The organism is Nocardia sp. NPDC051832 (genome assembly GCF_040681285.1).
GTDB lineage: Bacteria > Actinomycetota > Actinomycetes > Mycobacteriales > Mycobacteriaceae > Nocardia.
This window is the reverse complement of sequence record NZ_JBFAYL010000004.1, coordinates 316,891-336,642: the sequence shown is the minus strand read 5'-3', so window position 1 is coordinate 336,642 and position 19,752 is coordinate 316,891. Positions and strand designations below refer to the sequence as shown.

The following is a 19,752-nucleotide window of genomic DNA, read 5'->3' as shown; positions in this document are numbered from 1 at the left end:
TGGTGCACGCGCGAGGAGCGGGGATCGTGGCCTCGAGGCCGTGGCTGGCCGAGTCGTCACGTGTGGTGGGTGGGGTGTGATGAGCAGCTACTGGGCGGAGTTCGCCTGGCTGCCGGGCGGTCTCGCCGGTGGCGTCACGATCGAGATCGAGGGTGGTGGCATCCGATCGGTGTCGGTGGATACCGTGTCCCGGGGGAGGGTGCTGCGGGGTCTGACGATTCCCGGGTTCGCCAATGCGCACTCGCACGCGTTTCATCGGGCGTTGCGGGGGCGGACGCATGAGGGGCGGGGCACTTTCTGGACGTGGCGAGAGCGCATGTACGCGGTTGCCGCGCAACTGGATCCGGATTCCTACTACCGGCTGGCGCGTGGGGTGTATGCGGAGATGGTGGCGGCGGGGTACACCGGCGTTGGGGAGTTCCACTATCTGCATCATCGGCCCGACGGGCGGCGGTACTCGGACCCGAATGCGATGAGCGCGGCACTGGCGAGCGCTGCCGTCGATGCCGGGATCCGGTTGATGCTGCTCGATACCTGTTATCTAGCAGGAGGTTTCGGTCGTGAGCTGAGCGCGCGTCAGCAACGGTTCAGTGACGGAAACGCGGCGGCGTGGGCGGAGCGAGCAGCGGAGTTCCGGCCGGATTCCGAGCTGGTTCGAACCGGTGTCGCCGCCCATTCCGTGCGGGCGGTGCCCGCGGAAGCGCTGAGCGTGGTCGCCGAACAGGCGGCCGGGCGACCGCTCCACGTCCACCTGTCCGAGCAGCCCGCGGAGAACGAGGACTGCGCTGCCGCACACGGCTGCACCCCCACCGAATTGCTCGCCGCGACCGGAGCCCTGGGACCGCAGTCGGTGGCGGTGCACGCGACCCACGTGACCGCCGCGGACGCCGACCTGCTCGCGAGCACCGCCACCCAGGTCTGCCTCTGCCCGACCACCGAACGCGATCTGGGCGACGGCATCGGACCGGCAAAACTGCTCAGCGACAATGGAATCGGCCTCTGTTTGGGCACCGACAGTCACGCCGTCATCGACGCCTTCGAAGAATGGCGCGCCCTCGAACTCGACGAACGCCTCGCCACCCGCACCCGAGGCTGCTTCGACATCACCCAACTCTTCACCGCCGCCACCGCGCACGCCGCCATCGGCTGGCCCGAAGCCGGCCGCATCGAACCCGGCGCCGCCGCCGACCTGGTAACTATCGATCTCGAATCGATCCGCACCGCGGGCACCACCCCCTCCGCCGCCCTCTTCGCCGCGACCGCCAGCGATGTCCGCGAAGTCCTGATCGCGGGCCGCCCCATCGTCTCCGACCACCACCACCTCTTGATCGACCACCCAGAAACCCACCTCCAGCAAGAAATCTCCGCCCTCTGGCACTGAACCGAGAAGCGAACATTCGACTACGGCCCAAGCCGGAGCACGCAGTCACCTGACAAGTGGGACATCAGCGAGCGGCCTTCTCGCGAAATGCCTCGGTCAAGTCCCGCTTTGTCAGAGCGTGGCGCTCAGCTGCCACGAGCAATGTCAGCTTGCGCTGTGCAGTCCGCTGAACGGGGGTAGGGGGCGTTGGCCGACTACTTCGCGGGGAAGCGGAGGATACGGTCGTCGCCGGTTCGGACGTCGCCGCGGCCGTCGGTGTTGGAGGTGGTGAGCCAGAGGGCGCCGTCGGGGGCGACGGCGACGGTGCGGAGGCGGCCGTAGCGGTCGCGGAGGAGGGGTTGGGGGTCGACGAGTTCGGTGTCGGTGATTCGTGCGGTCCACAGGCGTTCGCCGCGGAGGGCGGCGACGTACAAGGTGTCGCCCGCGATCGCGATTCCGGAGGGCGAGGCGGCGGAGGTCGGCCAGGTCAGGAGTGGATCGGTATAGCCTTTTTCGGCCCCGCCGGTGCCCTCTATCTCGGGCCAGCCGTAGTCGCGGCCTGGTTCGATCAAGTTCACTTCGTCGAGGCGGTTCTGACCGAACTCGGCCGCGAACAAGCGGCCTTTCCGGTCCCAGGCCAGCCCCTGCACGTTGCGATGCCCGAGGCTGTACACCGGCGACCCGGCCGTCGGATTCCCCGGCGCGGCACGGCCATCCGGCGTCAACCGGAGAATTTTCCCGTTGGGACTGGCCGGATCCGGCGAGCGGTTCGTCTGTCCCGCATCGCCCGTCCCCACGTACAACATGCCATCCGGCCCGAACTCGATCCGGCCGCCATTGTGGTTGCCCGCCTTCGCGATTCCGGAGAACACCACCTCCTGCGGGCCATCCAGCCGGAACCGCACGATCCGATTGTCATCCGCGCCGGTGAAATACGCGTACACCCAACGGGTTTCGGCGTAATCGCGCGCCACCGCCAAGCCCAGCAGCCCGCCCTCGCCGCGCGCCACCACGCCGGAGACCTGATAGACCTGCTCCGGGGCCCGCCCCGCCACCACCCGCAGCACCCGCCCGGTATCCCGTTCCGCCACCAGCGCGGCACCCTCCGGCAAGAACGCCAACCCCCACGGCACATCGATCCCGAGCGCGATCTCCTCGGCGGCCCCGAGATCCGGCACTCCGGACGGCGTGCTCGGCGCGGTGCTGCTGACCGCGGTACCGGTGCCTGCGCGCGGCGCGGACTCCTCGCCGCAGGCGGTCAGTGCCGCACCGACCAGCAGCGCGACGAGCATCGATGCCGAACGCGTCCGACGTCCCCGGAAAATCACGATCCCCATGTCTTGGTCCTTACCCGATCGGCCGCCATGATCACCTGCCACGACCGATCGAAACGAGTCCGTTCACCACTGATGAGCGTCGCACCCGAGCCAGGAACGCTCGGACGGCTCTTCGATCATGCGCTGCGATCGCACCAGCCGACACCGAACACGCCATTCTCTGCCACAGCCGCGGCCGGGCCCGCCGAGACCGACCGCAGCCCGCGACCGGTGGTTCAGCCGTTTACAGTCCGCCGTTGGCGCTCAACACCGCGAACGCGGCGTCGGCGGTGGGCCAGAGCAGATCGATCTCGGCGCGGACGGCGGGGGCCAGGGCGGGGTCTTGGAGGGCGAGGCCGTTGGTGAAGAGGACGACGTTGGCGCCCGCGTCGGCGAGGCGCAGGAGGGGGCCGGTCGCGACGCCCGCGCCGAGGACGGCGTCGAGGCCTTCGCCGAGGAAGTAGAAGCGCCAGAGCGGGCCGAGGTCGCCGTTGTATACGGCTTTGGTGGAGTTGACGATGAGCGGCCCTTGCTGAGCGATCGCGTCGACGATGCGGAAGTAGTCGGCGGCGTTCTCGGTGCCGCTGCCCACGGCGGCAACGGAATAGCTGAGGTCGACGGTGAGGTGGGCGTTGTAGCCGGCCATGGCGACGCGGGCGGGGGAGAGTTCGCATCGGCGGGCCAGCGCGAAGTAGTGGGCCCAGTGCGGCGCGGCGGGCGCGCCGGTGAATTCGGCGTGCAGATTGTCGAGGAACCGGGACAGCAGTTCGAGGCTGATGCGGTGCGCCCAGTCGGGATTCGCGAAAGCGGCCGGGTCGCGTTGCAGCGGCATGACGGCGGCGTATTCGACGCCGTTGAGGCCGAGGGCGAGGACGCCGCGCAGATCCCGGTGCGCCACCAGGATCTCGGTGATCTGCCGGTGGTTGTCGACGGCCCGCTCCAGTCGCTCCATCGAGGAGCCGGTCAAAGCGGTTGTGTCGGAGAGACGTTCGATCGAGGCGATCTCGTCCTGGCGCAACGGAGTACCGCAGACCGTGTCGGTGACGACGGCGCGCGCGGTGGGCGCGGCGAGGCCCACCGTGGCCAGCATCGCGGCGAATACCGGGATCAGCACGGCGAAGCGCGCACCAGCGATCGTCATGAACTTCTCCGTGTTCGTCAGCTCCTCGGCCGCTGCCGAGACATCAGGGACGGACATCATCGTCCGGCTGGCAATCACTCACCCATCGGTCGCGAAAACCGCGGGAGCGAGGGGTGAAGCAGCGTCAGCGTATCCGAGGTGATCATGAATCGCGCAACGCGACGGGCTGTCAGCTCTTGCGGAGTGTCCCAGCGATGGTGCCGCCGAACACGCCCGGCGTGCTGTAGGCCAGCGAACCGTCGGGGAGCAGCTTGACCGTCGAGGTGTTGCCGTCGTCCGCGCACCCGCTCGCGGCATCCGGGGCCAGCCGGGCGCGGAAGGTCAGTTGGGTATCGGTGGCGTCGGTGAGGGTTTCGATCCGGGTGCAGCGATGGCGCAGGAGCTGACCGGTGTTGGCGGAGTTGGCGACTTCCTCACCCACCTTGCCGTCCTTGATGGTCAACTCGATGTCGAAGCCGACCAGCCCGTCCTGCGCGGTCCCTTTCCATTGCCCGACAAAGGCTTCCGGCACGGACGCACCCGCGGCGGCCGTCGTGGACGGCGGCGTAGTGGACTTCTCGGCGGTGGTGCTCGGCGCGTCAGTCGTCGAGCTGGACGTCCCGGTCGCGCCGGAGTTGTCGTCGCGCAACTGATTACCGACCACGAACGCGCCGACCGCGACCAGGATCGCGACGACAAGCAGTCCGGCGATCAATCCACCCCGGCGCTTCGGCTTCGGCGGCTCGGCATGCCACTGGTTCGGCGCCCCACCCTGCGCCAGCTGCGTGGGATCGGTCCGTCCCGTATATCCCTGTGGCGCATAGTGATCCGACATCGGCGCGGTCCCGGGCCACGCCTGCCCCGGCGGCGGCGTGTGCTGGGCAGGCCACTGGATCGCGCCGGGCTGCGGCGTGTAATCCGGCACTGGATCGGAATGCCCGGAGTCCAGATCCAGCAATTGCACCGCGCGCGTACTCACCTCGTGCAGCACCGGGCCGGGCAGCCAGCCGCCGCCCGCGGGCACGCCGAGCCGGCTGAGCTCGTCGAGAATCTGCTCCGGAGTCGGCCGCGCCGCCGGGTCTTTGGCCAGGCACGCGGCGACCAGCGGGCGCAGCCGTTCCGGCACGCCATCCAGCTGCGGTTCCTCGTAGACCACCCGCCACAGCATCTGCACGGTCTCGCCGGTCCCGAACGGGCCCTGCCCGCTCGCGGCGTACACCAGCACCCCGCCGAGCGCGAACACGTCACTGGCCGGCACCACCGCTTCGCCGGTCACCTGCTCGGGGCACATGAATCCCGGTGAGCCGATGACCTTTCCGGTGGTGGTGAGCGCGGTGTCCTCCACGGCGCGCGCGATACCGAAGTCGATCACCTTCGGACCGTCCACGGCCAGCAGCACATTCGACGGTTTCAAGTCGCGGTGCACCACGCCTGCGCTGTGTACGGCGACCAGCGCTTCGGCCAGGCCGCGCGCGAGCACCAGCAGCGTGTCCTCGGCGAAGGTGCCGAAGCGCTGGATCGCGTCGTCCAGCGGCAGCCCGGCCACATAGCCGGTGGCCAGCCACGGCGGGTTCGCGTTCACGTCGGCGTCCAGCACCGGCGCGGTGAATCGGCCGCCGACGCGTTGCGCCGCGGTCACCTCACGTTCGAATCGCGCGCGGAACTCGCCGTCGCCGACCAGATCGGGCCGGATGACCTTGACCGCGACCGTGCGCCCGCCGGCGTTGCGCCCGAGGTAGACCTTGCCCATACCGCCGGCCCCGAGGACACCGAGAATCCGGTAGTCCCCGATCCGTCGCGGATCGTTCAAGCCAAGCGGTTGCACAGGCGACAGGCTACCTACCTACGGCTGCCATGTAATGCGGCCGCCCTGGAAGTCCTGGGCTTTCCCGCCTTCGTAGTCATATTCATCGCTGGTCGGGTACCCGTAGCGGCCGCTGTCGCCGCCGGCCCGGACCCAATTGTCGCGGATCGAGCCCCAGACCGCGTGCGCGCCGGTGGTGGCCGACCAATAGATGGCCCCACCTGGGAAAAGGTTGTAGCGCCCGCCCTTGGCGCCGGCGGCCTCGTCGGTGAGCGGGAAGCCGAGCGGGCTGTTCTCCCAGCCCAGCTGCCCCCACTTGTCGCGGATGAAGCCGCCGATCTGGTGTGCGTCGGTGCCGACGGAGTAGTAGATGGAGCCGCCCTGGAATTGGACGAACAGGCCGGAACCGGTCGGCGTCTGGGCCTCGCTGGTCACCGGGTAGCGCAGTGCTCCGCTTTCCCAGCCCAGCGCACTCCATTTATTGCGGATCGGACCCGAGACGACGTGCGCGCCGGTGGGGTCGGACCAGTAGATGGAGGCGTTGTTGGCGAAGGTCTGGAATTTTCCGCCGCCGGCCGCGTCCGCCTCCGGCGCGGTGGGCTCCCCGAGTGCCCCCGTACCGCCCGCCCGGTCGAATTCCGCTTCGATCGCGCCGCCCACGTCGAACGGCCCGACGGGCCGTGCGCCCGCGGTTGCCGCGCACACGGTCAGGGCGAGGCCGGAGGCGACGATGGCCGTGGCCACGGTGCCGCGCTTGCGGAAGCCAACAGGGCGGATGGTGCGACGGAACGGTCTCAAGAGAACTCCTGGACGGGTTAGCACTCGGATTGCCAATGGATTGCTGTCTGTCGGACATCCTCCGGGGACTATGCCTCCGAGCGACACGGCGGGGGCCCGTGTTGTGAACTGGCGCACAGCGTCTTCGATGCGCGCGGACCACCTGCTGAATCGGCCGCCGGCGGCGGATCGTTAGCAAAACCGACTGGTCGACCCGCTCACCCGCCCGAATCACCGGACGTGCGAGCGGGTTCGGCGCTCAGAGTTGCGACTGCACCTTCGCCGCGATCAATTCCAGGTGCTCGAGGTCCTTCAGATCCAGAACCTGCAGGTAGATCCGCGAACTGCCGATCTCGGCGTAGCGTCCGATCTTGTCGACCACCTCGGCGGGCGAACCGGCCAGGCCGTTGGTCTTCAGCTCGTCGACCTCCCGGCCGATCGCGGCGGCCCGGCGCGCGACCTCGGCATCGCTGTCGCCGACACACACCACCAACGCGTTGGAATACACGAGCTCATCGGTCCGGCCGTAGGTCGCGGCCGCCGCGCGCACCCGGTCGAAGCTGGCGGCGCTGTCCTCGATCGAGTGGAACGGCACATTGAACTCGCTCGCGTACTGCGCGGCCAGTCGCGGCGTGCGCTTGGGCCCGGTCCCGCCGATGATGACCGGCACCGGATCCTGCACCGGTTTCGGCAGCGCGGGCGAATCCCGCAACTGATAGTGCTGGCCGTCGAAGTCGAAGGTATCGCCGAGTTTGGTCGCCCACAGCCCCGTGACGATCGCCAGCTGCTCCTCGAACCGGGCGAATTTGTCCGCCGGGAACGGGATGCCGTAGGCGGCGTGCTCACCGGCGAACCATCCGCTGCCCAGCCCCAATTCGACCCGGCCGCCGGACATCTGGTCGACCTGCGCGACCTGAATCGCCAGCGGTCCGGGCAACCGGAAGGTCGCGGCGGTGACCAGCGTGCCCAACCGGATTCGCCGGGTTTCCCGCGCCAGCCCGGCCAGCGTGATCCAGGCGTCGGTCGGCCCGGGCAGCCCATCGGCGTCGCCCATGGCGACATAGTGGTCCGACCGGAAGAACGCGTCGAACCCCAAGTCCTCGGTAGCTTTCGCGACGGTCAGCAGCGTGTCGTAGTCCGCACCCTGCTGCGGCTCGGTGAAGATGCGCAGTTTCATGCCATCCATCGTGCCCGAGGAAATTACCGGGCGTTCGCTCGGTCCTCACACGATGTGCAGGCGCGCACGCAGCTCGGCGAGCGCAACCTCGACGGCGGACTGCACCGCCTCCGCCGCCGTGCCCATGATCAGGGCGACTTCCGCGTAGGAACCACCTTCGTAGCCGCGCAGCACCACGGCCTCGCGTGCCCGCTGCGGCAGCGTCCCCAGTGCCGCGATCAGTATGTGCCGCACAGTAATCGTGTCCTCGAACGACAGGCCCGCTTGTTCGGCCAGCAACGCGACGCGTTCCTCACCGGCTGGAGCGCGGCGGTCGGCGCCCGCGCGGTCCGGGGCCGAGCGGACCAGCTCCTCGGTGGTGCGCCACAGATAGGCGCGCATCTCCCCGGCCCCGGCGATATCCGGGCGGCGGGCGTAGACGCGCATGAACGCGGTCCGCACGACGGCTTCGGCGGCAGCGTGATCGGTGAGCTCGCCGGTGGCCCAGCCGATCATGCGCCCGCGAGTGGATTCGTAGGCGTCGGTGAGGATCTCGTCGAAGGGGTGGGGCTCGGCGGCGCCGTTGCGGGCGATCCGCACCAGCGCGCTACCGGACCGCGCGGCGTCCAGGAGTAGCAGCGGTTCCACCGCGCATTCGCGCAGGACCTCGGTGAGCAGCGCCGCGATAGCGGCTTCGGGCAGAGCTGTTCCGTTGTCCGGTTGCATGGAGCTACCCCCTGTACACACGATCCTGTCTAGCAATTTACGCAGACCGGACCCGCCCGCGCCACGAATTCGAGCGCGGGCGAACAGGGTTCAGCTGTTGAGCCAGGAGGGGGCCGGGCAGTCGCCGGAGACCACCGGAATACAGACGCCGGTCGCGTCGGAGAGCAGGAAACCGGTGCCGACGAACAAGCAGCCGACGGCGATCGCCGCGAAGAACAGCACCCAGAGCAGGCCCGGCAGATGCGTGAGCCGGGCGAGCTGATCGGCGTCGGAGTCGACCCCGCCGGGATTGCGCCAGCGCTGCCGGCGGCCGCGCTGGAGCTCCAGGACGGGACGGGCCCCGGCCAGCAGCAGGAACCAGGCGCCGAGATACGCGACGGCGGCCTGCACGGTATCGGTGCCGAACCAGGAGACCGCGAAAATCACCGCGCCCAAACCGAATACCGTGATCAGGCCGTAGACGTTGCGAACCTTCACCAGCACCGCGGCCAGCAGGACGATGGCGGTCCACAGCATCAGCGTGATGCGGTTGGCGCCGAGCAGCGCCGCGAAACCCAGGCCCAGCAACGGCGGAGCGGGGTAGCCCGCCATGGCCGTGAGAATCATGCCGAGGCCGTACGGCTTTCCGCTGGAGACGGTGAGGCCGGAGGTGTCCGAATGCAGGGTGATGCTGTTGAGCCGGCGGCCGGTGAGCAGGGCGAACAGCGCGTGGCCGCCCTCGTGCGCGATGGTCACCACGTTGCGGGTCCGCCGCCACACCGGGGAGTAGCCGACCAGTACCAGCGCGATCAGCCCGGTGATCACCACCAGCTGCCACGAGGGCGGCAACTGCGTCGTCTGGAGCCGATCGGCGATCGACGCGCCCCGGTCGATGAATTCCGCACTGTCCACCGCCGCACCTTATCGGCGCGCCCGAACACCGTCCACTAGAGCGGCCGGGCTGCTCCCGTCGCCGCGGAGCCGCGGGCGGCTTCGAGTACGCGCAACGCGGTGACGGCGTCGCGCGGATCGACGGGAACTGGAGCACCGTTGCGCAGGGCGTCCGCCATCGCGGTGTAGAAGGCGGGGTAGTCGCCCGCGAGAGTGGGATAGGGCTCGACATCGGGGTCGGCGCCGAGGACGCCCCAGTCCGCGGGTTCGACTGTGCCCCAAGGACCTTCCCCGGGACGTCGGCCCGCGCGCAGGGCCGCCTCCTGCGGGTCCAAGCCGTAGACGACGTAACCGGATTCCGAACCCAGCACCCGGAAGCGCGGGCCGAGCTGCGGCGTCACCGCGCTCATCCAGAGGTGCGAGCGGACCCCGGACTCGTGGGTGAGAGCGAGGAACGCGTCGTCGTCGGTCTGGATGCCCGCGCGGCGGCGATCCAGTTCGCAGTACACCTCGCGGACCGGGCCGAACAAGGTGAGCGCCTGGTCGAGCAAATGGGGGCCCAGGTCCAGGAGGATGCCCGCGCCGTCGGCGGCGTCGCCGACCTCGCGCCAGCCGCCCTTGGGGACCGGCCGCCAGCGTTCGAAGCGGGACTCGAACCGGCGGACGTCGCCGAGCTTGCCGGTGTCGATCAGTTCGCGCACCGTCCGGAAATCGCCGTCCCAGCGCCGGTTCTGGAAGACCGACAGCAGGACCCCGGTTTTGTCCGCCTGTGCGACAAGGGCTTCGGCGTCGGCCGCGGTGACCGCGAACGGTTTGTCCACCACCACAGGCACTCCCGCGCCCAGCGCGCGCTGGGCCAACGGCGCGTGCGTCCGGTTCGGTGTCGCGATCACCACCAGATCGATGCCGGAGAGATCGGCGAACAGCGCGTCGGCGTCGGGGACGACCCGGACCCCGGGGTGCTCTCGCTCGGCCTGCGCGGCGCGGTCCGCCGACCCGGTGACCACCGCGGCCACCCGCATGCGCGGTTCGGCGGCGATCAGCGGCGCGTGAAACACCGATCCCGCGAGCCCGTATCCGATGATGGCGACCTGGAGGCTGCTCATTGCTCCGAAGATACAGCGGCTGTCACCCGGCGGGTGCTACCCGAGGACGACCCGCGATGGGCCCTCGGTATGACGACGAGCGCGTGCCCACGCCCATAGCGTGGAGGCATGAACCCGAAGTCCAGGTCTTGGCCCCGGCGGATCGGCCGGATCGCCCTGCGCGCCGGGATCGTCGTGCTGGCGCTCGGCGTGGCGATCGCCGCCGCGCTCGGAATCGGGGCGTGGCAGTGGGGCCGCACCGATGACGCGAAGGCAGCCATGACGACTGCGGGCCCCTACGACAGCTCCCTGGAATCGCTGCGTAAGCATCCGCTGCCCGGTTGGTTCCAGGACGCCAAGTTCGGGATCATGCTGCATTGGGGGCCGTACTCGGTGCCGGGGTTCGCGCCGACCGGGCGCACCTTCACCGAGACCGTGGTCCAGGATTACGACCACGCCCTCACCCGCAGCCCGTACGCCGAGGACTACGCCAACCAGATCAAGGACCCGGATTCCCCGGCCGCCGCCTATCATCGCGCCACTTATGGCGCTGCCACCTATGCGGACATCGCCCGGAAGTTCGAACAGGAACTGACCGGCTGGGACCCCGAGGCGTGGGCCGAGAAGTTCCGGTCGGCGGGCGCCTCCTACATCGTGCTCACCGCGAAATACGCTGATGGGTACACCCTTTGGCCGTCGGCCGTGCGCAATCCGCATGCCCCGGACTTTCACTCCGAGCGGGACCTGGTCGGCGAACTGGCCGCCGCCGTGCGCGCCCGCGGCATGAAATTCGGTCTCTACTACTCCGGCGGCGTCGACTGGACCTTTCAGCCGCAGGTCGTGCGGACGTTGGGCGACTACATCTATCTGCCCTACGGAGCCGATTACGCCGATTACGCCGAGGCTCAGGTCCGCGAGCTGATCGACCGCTACCGGCCCGACATCCTGTGGAACGACATCGGCTGGCCGACCGGTCAGCAACGCCTCAACGCCCTGTTCGCCGACTACTACAACACGGTCCCCGAAGGCGTGGTCAACGATCGCTGGCAGACCGCGTCCTTCTGGAAAGCGCTGCTGGGCCGGCAGCCGCTGCGCTGGGGATTCGACAAGGTGATGAAGTGGGCGCTGTCCCAGCCCGGCGGCGCGGACCGGATCACTACCCCGCCGGACGTGCCGCACAGCGACTTCCGTACGCCGGAGTACACCGGATTCGGCACCGTGCAGGACAAGTTCTGGCAGCAGGACCGTGGCATCGGCGGGTCGTTCGGGTACAACCGGCAGGAAACCGACGGCGATTACGCGCGCCCCGAGGAGCTGCTGACCAGCCTGGCCGAGGCGAGTGCGAACAATGGTGCGCTGCTGTTGAATTCGGGTCCCAGCGGGGGAGCGGGCTCGATTGTGCCCGAGCAGCAGTCCCGGCTGGACGCGATCGGCGCCTGGCTGGCGATCAACCGGGAAGCGGTGGACGGCACCCGGCCGTGGACCACCTCCACCGCTACCACCGCCGACGGCACCCGAGTTGTGTTCACCCGCAGGGGGACCGACGTCTACGTCATCGTGCTGGGCCGCCCCGACGGCCCGGTCAGGGTGAAAGGCATTGCACTGCAAGGGCAGGCGCGACTACTCGGTACGGAAGGCGCCGTGACGGTGCGGCAAGAAGGCGGCGATACCGTGCTCACCGCACCCTTCTCCGGGGATTTCGCGCCGGTCGTGAAGATCAGCGGCCGGTGAGCATTCAGCGACCGCGTTCGGAGACGCTCCGCTCGATACAGAACTCATTGCCCTCGGGATCGGTCAGCGTCACCCAGCCGGGTGGCGGGCAGGTTTAGTACTCGAGGCTGTTTCACGATCAGTCCAGTACTCCATCACTGGCTCTGTATTTGCGGGCCAGTAGTCTGCATTCTGGATCGCATGCTGGTTCGTCGGTTGGTCGCGCTGTACAGCGGGCTGTGGTTGTACGGGTTCTCGATGGCGGTCATGATCCGCGCCGGCCTCGGGCTCGACCCGTGGGATGTGTTCCATCAGGGCGTGGCCGAACACGTCCCGATCAGCTTCGGCCTGGTGACGGCGGTAACCGGCGTGGTCGTCCTGCTGTTGTGGATCCCGTTGCGGCAGAAGCCCGGTCTGGGCACCATCAGCAACGTCATCGTGATCGGCATCTCGGTCGACGCCGGACTGTGGCTGCTACCGGACTGGGAATCGATGCCCGCCCGGATCGCGGCGATGCTGCTGGCGGTGGTGCTCAACGCCGCCGCGACGGTGCTCTACATCGGCGCGGGCATGGGGCCGGGCCCGCGTGATGGCCTGATGACTGGCCTGGTCCGCCGCACCGGCTGGTCGGTGCGCCTCATCCGCACCACCATCGAGGTGACGGTACTGGTGATCGGCTTCGTGCTCGGCGGCAGCGTCGGCATCGGCACCGTGGTCTACGCCTTCGGCATCGGCCCGCTGATCCAGCTGATGATCCCGCTGGTGAACCGCCACCTGCCCGGCTTTCAGGAACCGCACGTCACCGAACCCGTATTGCGGCCGGAACCCCTTGCACCGCAGCCTGATCCGGCCACGTGAGCGGCACTATCAGCCGGTAGTCGACGCGACCCCGGGCCCCGAGTCGGGGGTGCTCACCCCGGCATCCTTTCGGCCGGGATCCGCACCTTCGGTGCCGATTCCGCCAGGCAGCATCAGCGCACCCAGCAGTAAGCCGACGGCCGCCGCGACAATCGGCGCGCCCGTCCACAACTCGGGAATCGTGGGCAGGTTGCCGACCGCCGCGGAGGCCACGCCGAGGTACAGCGACCAGGTGAAGAACGGCGCCACGGTCGCGAAAGTCCAGAACGCCCAGCGGCGTTCGGCGGTGGGGCGCAAGGCCTGGGCGAGCAGGTCGGTGCCGATCGCGGCGACCAGGATCGACAGCAGCGTGCTCATATTGCGGGCGCCGGTTTCCGCCCCGCTCAACACAAGCAGCGGGACGGTGCAGATCGTCGCCGCGCCGGGCGGCAAACCCCAGCGTCTGGCGACGAACAACAGCGGCAGCAGCAACGCGGCGTTGGTGACCAGCATGCGGACCGCGAGCATCGAGGCGGAGTTGTTCTCGGTGCTGGACAGGCCGGTGACGATCCAGGTCGCGCGCATGAGCAGCGCATTGCCGTATTCCAGGAACACCATGACCTCCGCGATCGCCAGCCCGGTCCCGAGCAGCGCGGGCCACAAACGGCGCAGCGTGCCGGGACTCGGGTCGCGCCATGCGGAACGGACCGGCGTCGTGACGATGACGCACATCGTGATCGCCAGCCCGAGATGGCTCGGGCTGAACAGGATGTCGATGGACTCCTCGATGCCGAAGATGGTGTGCCAGAACATGTCCGCGACACCGCTGAGCGCGAAGGCCGCCAGCGCCAGCACCGTCGGGCCGTAACCGAGGGGAATCGCCGCGAGGCCGCGCCGTCCGGTGCGCCACTGCTTCCAGAGCACCCACGCCACCCAGCCCGCGGTGGCGAGGAAACCGCTGTAGAACACCGCGTGCCAGGGCGTGAAGAAGGATTCCAGGCCCGGGCGGTTGGAATGTGCCCAGGCGTCGAGCATCAATCCGCCGATCAGCCAGAGCGAGACCAGGGCCGTAACCGCGTCATCGGTGAGCGTGGCGCGTGGACGTATCCCCATTCCCCCGACCGTACCGAAAGCGATTGTCGGCCGCCGCAATTCGAGCGACCGAGGTGCGTCTTCCGGCAACGGGGCCGCCAGGGCATCGGGACCCCGGGAATCAGCTACTGACCAGCGACAATGCTGGACTCGCCCGGTCGAATGCGGTTCAGTGGTTTGCCTGCCGGTAGCGTGCACTTGGTCGGCTGCGCCGATCGAGTGAGGGAAGGACTCATCCAATGACAGCCTCTGACCGTCAGCTACAAGCGGACGCGGAGCCTACCGAATCAGCCGGATCGGCTGAGGAGGGCTATGCGCGGGGATTGAACCCGCGCACGATCCAGATGATCGCGATCGGCGGCGCCATCGGCACCGGTCTGTTCTACGGTGCGGGCGGCGCGATCGAGAAGGCGGGCCCGGCGCTGATCCTGGCCTACCTGGTCGCGGGCCTGGCCATCTTCGTGATCATGCGGGCGCTGGGCGAACTGCTCACCTACCGGCCCGTGTCCGGCAGTTTCGCCGAGTACGCGCACGAGTTCCTGGGCCGTTTCGCCGGCTTCGTGACCGGCTGGTCCTACTGGGCGGTGTGGGTGGCGACCTGCATGGCCGAGATCACCGTCGCCGGCAAATACGTGCAGTACTGGTTCGATATCCCGCAGTGGCTCACTGCCCTGGTGGTGCTCGCGGTGATGTTCGCGGCGAACCTGATCTCGGTGCGGCTGTTCGGCGAGGGCGAATTCTGGTTCTCGACCATCAAGGTGACCGCGATCATCGGCATGATCCTGCTCGGTATCGGCGTGCTCACCATCGGCTTCGGTCATGCCGCCAACCCGACGGTGACCAACCTGTGGGCCGACGGCGGCGTCTTCCCGAACGGGTTCGGTCAGTCGCTGCTGGTGCTGCAGATCGTGCTGTTCGCCTATGTCGGCGTCGAACTCGTCGGCGTCACCGCGGGCGAGGCGCGGGAGCCGCGCAAAACCCTGCGCAAGGCGATCAATACGCTGCCGTTCCGTATCGGGCTGTTCTATGTGGGCGCGCTCGTGGTGATCATGTCGGTGTCGAGCTGGCGCAACTTCCACGAGGGCAAGAGCCCGTTCGTCGAGGTCTTCCAGCAGATCGGCATTCCAGGCGCGGCGGGCCTGATCAACTTCGTGCTGCTCACCGCGGCGCTGTCGTCCTGCAATTCCGGCATCTACTCGACCGGCCGCATGCTGCGCACGCTGTCGCTGCACGGTGAGGCGCCGGCGGCGCTGAACAAGCTCAGCTCGCGCGCGGTGCCGTACGTCGGGATCAGCCTGTCGGCGGCGGTGATGGTGATCGGCGTGGTGGTGAACGTGCTCTCGCCGGACAAAGCCTTCGCCTACATCACCTCGGTGAGCACCATCGGCATCATCTTCGTGTGGGGCATGATCCTGGTCTGCCACCTGATCTACCGCGGCCGGGTCAAGCAGGGGCTGCTGCCGGCCAGCGACTACCGGCTGCCCGGCGCCCCCGTGACGAACTGGCTCGCGCTCGGTTTTCTCGGGCTGGTGGTGGTGTTGCTGTTCCTGACCGAGAGCGGGCGCACCGCGCTCGTGGTCGGGGCGGTGTGGGGTGTGCTGGTCGGCGCGGGCTATCTCGCTTTGACCAAGCTCGGTAAGCGAACCGCGTAGTCCCGATGGCCGTCCGGACGCTGCCGGACGGCCCCCGGTGTTTCCATGCGGAAATTCACTGGACGCCGGTGAGAGGATCGCTGATATGTCGCGAACCTTCGAAGATCTGGTGGCCGAGGCCGAGTCGGTGTCGGTCGATGGCTGGGATTTCTCCTGGCTGGACGGCCGAGCAATCGAGCAGCGACCATCCTGGGGGTATCAGCGGCTGATGGCGGCGCGGCTGGGCACGGTCGAGTCGGCGCTCGACATCCAGACCGGTGGGGGTGAGGTCCTCGCGGGCGCACCGAAGTTGCCGCGCACCATGGTGGCCACCGAATCATGGCCGCCGAACATCGCGAAAGCCACGCAGCTGCTGCATCCGCTGGGTGCCGTGGTCGTCGCGGATTCCGACGAACCGCCACTTCCGTTCGCGGACAACGCCTTCGATCTGATCACCAGCAGGCATCCGGTGCGCGCGTGGTGGGCGGAGATCGCCCGCGTCCTCCGCCCCGGCGGCAGCTATCTGTCCCAGCATGTCGGACCGGCCAGCGTCTTCGAACTCGTCGAATACTTCCTGGGCCCGCAGCCGGAAGCCCGCAAGGGACGCGATCCCGAGGAGGCTCGCAAGGAAGCCCAGGCAGCCGGCCTCGAGGTCGTCGATCTGCGGTTGGAGCAGTTGCGCACCGAGTTCAACGACATCGGCGCGGTGATCTACTTCCTGCGCAAGGTGATCTGGATGGTCCCCGGATTCACCGTCGAGCAATACCGGGGACAGCTCCGCGAGCTGCACGAACAAATCGAAGCCGACGGCCCGTTCCTCGCGACCACCACCCGATTCCTGATCGAGGCCCGCAAACCCATCTGACTACCGCCGCGTCAACCCCAGCAGTTCGTGCCGTACTGCGCCGCGGTGAGCTTGGGACGCGGCGGTATTTGATCCGATTCGCTGGCGCAGCGCAGCGAATAGCCCGGCATGATCCAGGCATAGTCCTTGAAATCGCCGAGCGCGGTAGCTTCGAACGGCTTGCCGCCCGGGGCGGTCAACGAGATCGATTCACGCCCCGAGTCGGCGATGTATTCGATCCGATAGGTCCAACGGCAGTGACCCGCCGCTACTTTGGTCTCGAGGACGATCGTGTTCTTCTCGTCCTTCGGCAGGGCAACGTGATGTCCGGAGAAGAAGTCGTCGACATCGATCCGTTCGCCCTTCTCATCGGCGCCGGTCCGGTCGAAGCGCGGCCGCAGCGCGGAAACGTCCGCGGTCAGCACGATATCGTCGCCGGCGCCCTCCGAGTGCTCCTCCATGAATCCGTACCCGGCCACGCGCGGTGAGGTACACGGCTCCACCAGAACCGGGACGATGTTCACGATCTGAACGGCACTCGTCCTTTCCGCTTTGACGGTCACCGTCCAGCGCATGGAGCGAACGGGAATTCCGCCGCGCTCGCGGAGCCATGTGAGCCGATCGCTGTGCGGAATGTAGTTGAACGGCAGCGGGTCGACGTCCGCGGGAACGATCCAATCGCTACCGGTGTCCTCGGCCGGGCTGACGTCCAGCACCTGGATATCGGCTCCGACCCGATCCAGCCCCCGATTGAACAGATCCGTGGATTTGGCGACGACGACGCCGCCGAGCACGGCGACGAGCACCGGTACGCCGACCAGAACCCAGATCTTGCGGTACCAGGGCTGGTTGGGTTCGGGCGCCGGCGCCGGCCGTTGCGAACCTGGCGGGCGATAGGGCGGCCGACGAGAATTCGGCCGGCGAGCCGGCTGCGGTGGCCGAGGTGGTGGCATGCCTGTACCTCCCAAATCGAGACATGCGGTGCGGCAACAGAATACGGTCCGCAACCGCTTCGCGTCGATCTTTGGCCACCTAGTGCGAGTCGAGCGTGGGTTTGCCGGGCAGCATCGTGGAAGCCACGATCAGGATGACGGTGGCTGCGGCGACGGCGATGAAGACCAGGTGGACTGCTGCGGAGAGGGTGGCCGGTGCGGGGTGGTCGGCGCCGTGCACGCGGGAGTTCACCATCGCGCCGAAGACCGCGACGCCTACCGCGCTGCCGATGGACCGCGCGAACATGTTCGCCGAGGTGACCACGCCGCGTTCGGACCACTCCGCGCTCGATTGCGCCGCGATGATCGACGGGGTGGAGACCAGGCCGAGACCAAGGCCGATCACGAAACAGGACGCGGCCAGCTGCCACACCGTCGACTCCTGACCGGCCAGCAGCAGCGTGGCCGCGCCGACCGACGCGACGGCGCTGCCGATCAGCGCGCTGTTGCGGAAGCCGATGCGCATGTACACCCGTCCCGCCTGCGAGCCGGTGATCGGCCAGCCCAGGGTGAGCGCACCCACCCCGAGACCCGCGATCAGCGCGCTGCTGCCGAGCACGCCTTGCGCGAAAGTCGGCACATAGGAGGTCAATCCGAGAATGACGGCGCCGACGAACAGGGAGATCACGCTGCTCGCCACCAGGACCCGGCGGGTCAGAACCCACAGGGGCAGAATCGGATTCGCGGCCCGGCGCTCCACCAGCGCGAACACGGCGAGGACCAGCGCGCCGCCGCCGAAGATGCCGAGGCCGGCCGGCGAGGTCCACGCCCAGGAGTGCCCGCCCTCGAGCAGGCCCAGGATGATCGCGCCCGCGCCGAGGGTGAGCAGCGCCGCACCGAGATAGTCGATGCTGCTGTGCCGGTGCTTCGGAGCCGTTTCCTTGAAGTGCCGCAACAACATCCACGCGGCCACCGCGGACAGCGGCAGGTTCACCAGGAAGATCCACCGCCAGCTCAGATACTCCGAGAACAGGCCGCCCAGCAGCGGGCCCGCCACCGACGAGGTCGCCCACACCGCCGCGATGTAGCCCTGCACCTTTCCGCGCTCGGCCAGCGTGTAGAGGTCGCCGGCGATGGTCAGCGTCATCGGCTGGACCGCGCCCGCGCCCAGCCCCTGGATCGCACGGAAGATGATCAGTCCCACCATGCTGGTGGCCAAGCCGCACAGCAGCGAACCGAGGGCGAACACCGCGATGCCGAACAACAGCACCGGCTTGCGGCCGAAGGTGTCGGCGAGCTTGCCGTAGATCGGCACGGTCACGGCCTGGGCCAGCAGATAGATCGAGAACAGCCACGGGAACTGGGCGAATCCGCCGAGGTTCTGGGTGATGGTCAGGATCGCGGTGGCGATGATGGTGGAGTCCAGCGCGACCAGTCCGGTCGAGAGCATCAAGGCGCCCAGCACCGCTCCGCGCTCGGATCTGAGGCCGACGCCCGGCTGCACTGTCTCGGTCGCCACCGGGCGTCCCCCTTCGTTCGTTGGACTAACTTCTTCCCAACGAACGTATCGTCCCCTCAGCTATTCCCGCATGGAAGGTTTCCGTTGCGGCAACAAAGTCACGGCTTGCGACCCACGCCTGCCCAGTACCAGGCCGATTCCGGGTCGGCGACGACATTGGTCGCCCGGGTCGCGAGGTCGGGCCGCCAAGTGACGACTGGAACGACACCGGGTTCGACCAGTTCGGTGCCCGCGAACAGCGACTCCGTCTCTGCGCGGGTGCGCGGGTGGAAGGTGATCCCCGCGTCCTCGGCCGAATGCACCACCCGCGCCATCGCGCGTTCGTCGAAGTCGGCGGTGGGATGGGTGATCACCAGATAGCTGCCCGAGGGGACCCGGTCCAGCAGTTTCGCCACGATGTCGTGCGGCTTGTCCTCGTCCTCGAAGTACATCAGCACGGCGACCATCATGATCGCGATCGGCTGATCGAAGTCGAGGGTGTCGACGAGTGCCGGATCGGTCAGAATGCTGTCCGGGTCGTGCAGATCGGCATGGATGAACGCCGTCTTGCCCTGGGGCGAGCTCGACATCAGCGCGCGGGCGTGCGCCAGCACGATGGGGTCGTTGTCGACGTACACCACGCGCGCGGTGGGATCGGCTTTCTGCGCCACCTCGTGGGTATTGCCCGCGGTCGGAATCCCGGTGCCGATGTCCAGGAATTGCGTGATTCCGGCTTCTTGGACCAGATAGCGCACCGACCGGCCGAGAAAAGCGCGATTGGCTTGGGCCATGGTCTGGATGGCGGGTATATGCCCGGCAATCGCGTCGCCGAGGGCGCGATCGGCGGGGTAGTTGTCTTTGCCACCGAGCCAATAGTCGTACACCCGCGCTTCGTGCGCGACGGTCGTGTCGATTCTGGCCGACAATCCGGAGGTGGTCTGAACCTGGGGCTGCGCCATCGAGATTCCTTCCTTGGGCGTCCGCTCAGAATATG

17 protein-coding genes are annotated in these 19,752 nt (G+C 68.3%); 5 read left to right on the top strand and 12 right to left on the bottom strand.

Annotation, left to right across the window (positions count from 1 at the left end; genetic code table 11):
- The first annotated feature begins 79 nt into the window (after positions 1-79).
- A complete protein-coding gene (locus tag AB0M14_RS27205) occupies positions 80-1,381 on the top strand; it encodes a formimidoylglutamate deiminase (RefSeq protein ID WP_364999651.1) in 1,302 nt (433 codons plus the stop codon).
- Between the two features lie 194 nt (positions 1,382-1,575).
- Here AB0M14_RS27205 and AB0M14_RS27200 read toward each other — a convergent pair whose 3' ends face one another.
- The 8 genes from AB0M14_RS27200 to AB0M14_RS27165 form a co-directional block, all read right to left on the bottom strand.
- On the bottom strand, positions 1,576-2,652 hold the full coding sequence (locus AB0M14_RS27200) for a PQQ-dependent sugar dehydrogenase (RefSeq protein WP_365000492.1): 1,077 nt from the start codon (positions 2,650-2,652) through the stop codon (positions 1,576-1,578).
- A gap of 268 nt (positions 2,653-2,920) precedes the next feature.
- Positions 2,921-3,817, bottom strand: a complete 897-nt coding sequence (locus AB0M14_RS27195) for a DUF5995 family protein (protein WP_364999649.1) — start codon at positions 3,815-3,817, stop codon at positions 2,921-2,923.
- Between the two features lie 169 nt (positions 3,818-3,986).
- Positions 3,987-5,621 carry a protein kinase gene (locus AB0M14_RS27190; protein WP_364999647.1) on the bottom strand — a complete coding sequence of 545 codons (1,635 nt, stop codon included), beginning with the start codon at positions 5,619-5,621 and terminating at the stop codon, positions 3,987-3,989.
- A gap of 18 nt (positions 5,622-5,639) precedes the next feature.
- On the bottom strand, positions 5,640-6,398 hold the full coding sequence (locus AB0M14_RS27185) for a hypothetical protein (protein ID WP_364999645.1): 759 nt from the start codon (positions 6,396-6,398) through the stop codon (positions 5,640-5,642).
- 238 nt (positions 6,399-6,636) lie between these two features.
- A complete protein-coding gene (locus AB0M14_RS27180) occupies positions 6,637-7,554 on the bottom strand; it encodes an LLM class F420-dependent oxidoreductase (RefSeq protein ID WP_364999643.1) in 918 nt (305 codons plus the stop codon).
- A gap of 45 nt (positions 7,555-7,599) precedes the next feature.
- On the bottom strand, positions 7,600-8,259 hold the full coding sequence (locus AB0M14_RS27175) for a sigma-70 family RNA polymerase sigma factor (protein WP_364999641.1): 660 nt from the start codon (positions 8,257-8,259) through the stop codon (positions 7,600-7,602).
- A 90-nt stretch (positions 8,260-8,349) separates the two neighbouring features.
- A complete protein-coding gene (locus AB0M14_RS27170; protein ID WP_364999639.1) occupies positions 8,350-9,150 on the bottom strand; it encodes a M50 family metallopeptidase in 801 nt (266 codons plus the stop codon).
- A 35-nt stretch (positions 9,151-9,185) separates the two neighbouring features.
- A complete protein-coding gene (locus AB0M14_RS27165) occupies positions 9,186-10,235 on the bottom strand; it encodes a Gfo/Idh/MocA family oxidoreductase (RefSeq protein WP_364999637.1) in 1,050 nt (349 codons plus the stop codon).
- Between the two features lie 108 nt (positions 10,236-10,343).
- On the opposite strand from AB0M14_RS27165, the gene AB0M14_RS27160 reads away from it, so the two are divergent.
- Positions 10,344-11,945, top strand: a complete 1,602-nt coding sequence (locus tag AB0M14_RS27160; protein ID WP_364999636.1) for an alpha-L-fucosidase — start codon at positions 10,344-10,346, stop codon at positions 11,943-11,945.
- A 180-nt stretch (positions 11,946-12,125) separates the two neighbouring features.
- Positions 12,126-12,782, top strand: a complete 657-nt coding sequence (locus tag AB0M14_RS27155; protein ID WP_364999635.1) for a hypothetical protein — start codon at positions 12,126-12,128, stop codon at positions 12,780-12,782.
- A 9-nt stretch (positions 12,783-12,791) separates the two neighbouring features.
- On the opposite strand, the gene AB0M14_RS27150 is transcribed toward AB0M14_RS27155, so the two are convergent.
- The gene (locus AB0M14_RS27150) at positions 12,792-13,874 is read right to left on the bottom strand and encodes a hypothetical protein (RefSeq protein ID WP_364999633.1); all 1,083 of its coding nucleotides are present in this window, start codon (positions 13,872-13,874) and stop codon (positions 12,792-12,794) included.
- A 218-nt stretch (positions 13,875-14,092) separates the two neighbouring features.
- On the opposite strand from AB0M14_RS27150, the gene AB0M14_RS27145 reads away from it, so the two are divergent.
- Together AB0M14_RS27145 and AB0M14_RS27140 are read left to right on the top strand one after the other, a co-directional pair.
- Positions 14,093-15,505, top strand: a complete 1,413-nt coding sequence (locus AB0M14_RS27145) for an amino acid permease (RefSeq protein WP_364999631.1) — start codon at positions 14,093-14,095, stop codon at positions 15,503-15,505.
- Between the two features lie 85 nt (positions 15,506-15,590).
- Positions 15,591-16,349, top strand: coding sequence for a methyltransferase domain-containing protein (locus AB0M14_RS27140; protein WP_364999630.1), 759 nt, complete (start codon positions 15,591-15,593; stop codon positions 16,347-16,349).
- Between the two features lie 11 nt (positions 16,350-16,360).
- On the opposite strand, the gene AB0M14_RS27135 is transcribed toward AB0M14_RS27140, so the two are convergent.
- From AB0M14_RS27135 to AB0M14_RS27125, 3 genes are all read right to left on the bottom strand, one after another.
- On the bottom strand, positions 16,361-17,281 hold the full coding sequence (locus AB0M14_RS27135; protein WP_364999629.1) for a hypothetical protein: 921 nt from the start codon (positions 17,279-17,281) through the stop codon (positions 16,361-16,363).
- A gap of 79 nt (positions 17,282-17,360) precedes the next feature.
- Entirely contained in the window at positions 17,361-18,779 is a 1,419-nt protein-coding gene (locus tag AB0M14_RS27130; protein ID WP_364999628.1) for an MDR family MFS transporter, read from the bottom strand.
- 98 nt (positions 18,780-18,877) lie between these two features.
- Positions 18,878-19,717: an SAM-dependent methyltransferase gene (locus AB0M14_RS27125; protein WP_364999626.1), complete on the bottom strand. Its 840-nt coding sequence runs from the start codon at positions 19,715-19,717 to the stop codon at positions 18,878-18,880.
- Positions 19,718-19,752 lie beyond the last annotated feature (35 nt).

Bases quoted from the DNA above. Each gene is read 5' to 3' on its own strand.
- AB0M14_RS27205 (WP_364999651.1), top strand. From the start codon at position 80: ATGAGCAGCTACTGGGCGGAGTTCGCCTGGCTGCCGGGCGGTCTCGCC.
- AB0M14_RS27200 (WP_365000492.1), bottom strand. From the start codon at position 2,652: ATGCTCGTCGCGCTGCTGGTCGGTGCGGCACTGACCGCCTGCGGCGAG.
- AB0M14_RS27195 (WP_364999649.1), bottom strand. From the start codon at position 3,817: ATGACGATCGCTGGTGCGCGCTTCGCCGTGCTGATCCCGGTATTCGCC.
- AB0M14_RS27180 (WP_364999643.1), bottom strand. From the start codon at position 7,554: ATGAAACTGCGCATCTTCACCGAGCCGCAGCAGGGTGCGGACTACGAC.
- AB0M14_RS27175 (WP_364999641.1), bottom strand. From the start codon at position 8,259: ATGCAACCGGACAACGGAACAGCTCTGCCCGAAGCCGCTATCGCGGCG.
- AB0M14_RS27165 (WP_364999637.1), bottom strand. From the start codon at position 10,235: ATGAGCAGCCTCCAGGTCGCCATCATCGGATACGGGCTCGCGGGATCG.
- AB0M14_RS27160 (WP_364999636.1), top strand. From the start codon at position 10,344: ATGAACCCGAAGTCCAGGTCTTGGCCCCGGCGGATCGGCCGGATCGCC.
- AB0M14_RS27155 (WP_364999635.1), top strand. From the start codon at position 12,126: ATGCTGGTTCGTCGGTTGGTCGCGCTGTACAGCGGGCTGTGGTTGTAC.
- AB0M14_RS27150 (WP_364999633.1), bottom strand. From the start codon at position 13,874: ATGGGGATACGTCCACGCGCCACGCTCACCGATGACGCGGTTACGGCC.
- AB0M14_RS27145 (WP_364999631.1), top strand. From the start codon at position 14,093: ATGACAGCCTCTGACCGTCAGCTACAAGCGGACGCGGAGCCTACCGAA.
- AB0M14_RS27140 (WP_364999630.1), top strand. From the start codon at position 15,591: ATGTCGCGAACCTTCGAAGATCTGGTGGCCGAGGCCGAGTCGGTGTCG.
- AB0M14_RS27135 (WP_364999629.1), bottom strand. From the start codon at position 17,281: ATGCCACCACCTCGGCCACCGCAGCCGGCTCGCCGGCCGAATTCTCGT.
- AB0M14_RS27125 (WP_364999626.1), bottom strand. From the start codon at position 19,717: ATGGCGCAGCCCCAGGTTCAGACCACCTCCGGATTGTCGGCCAGAATC.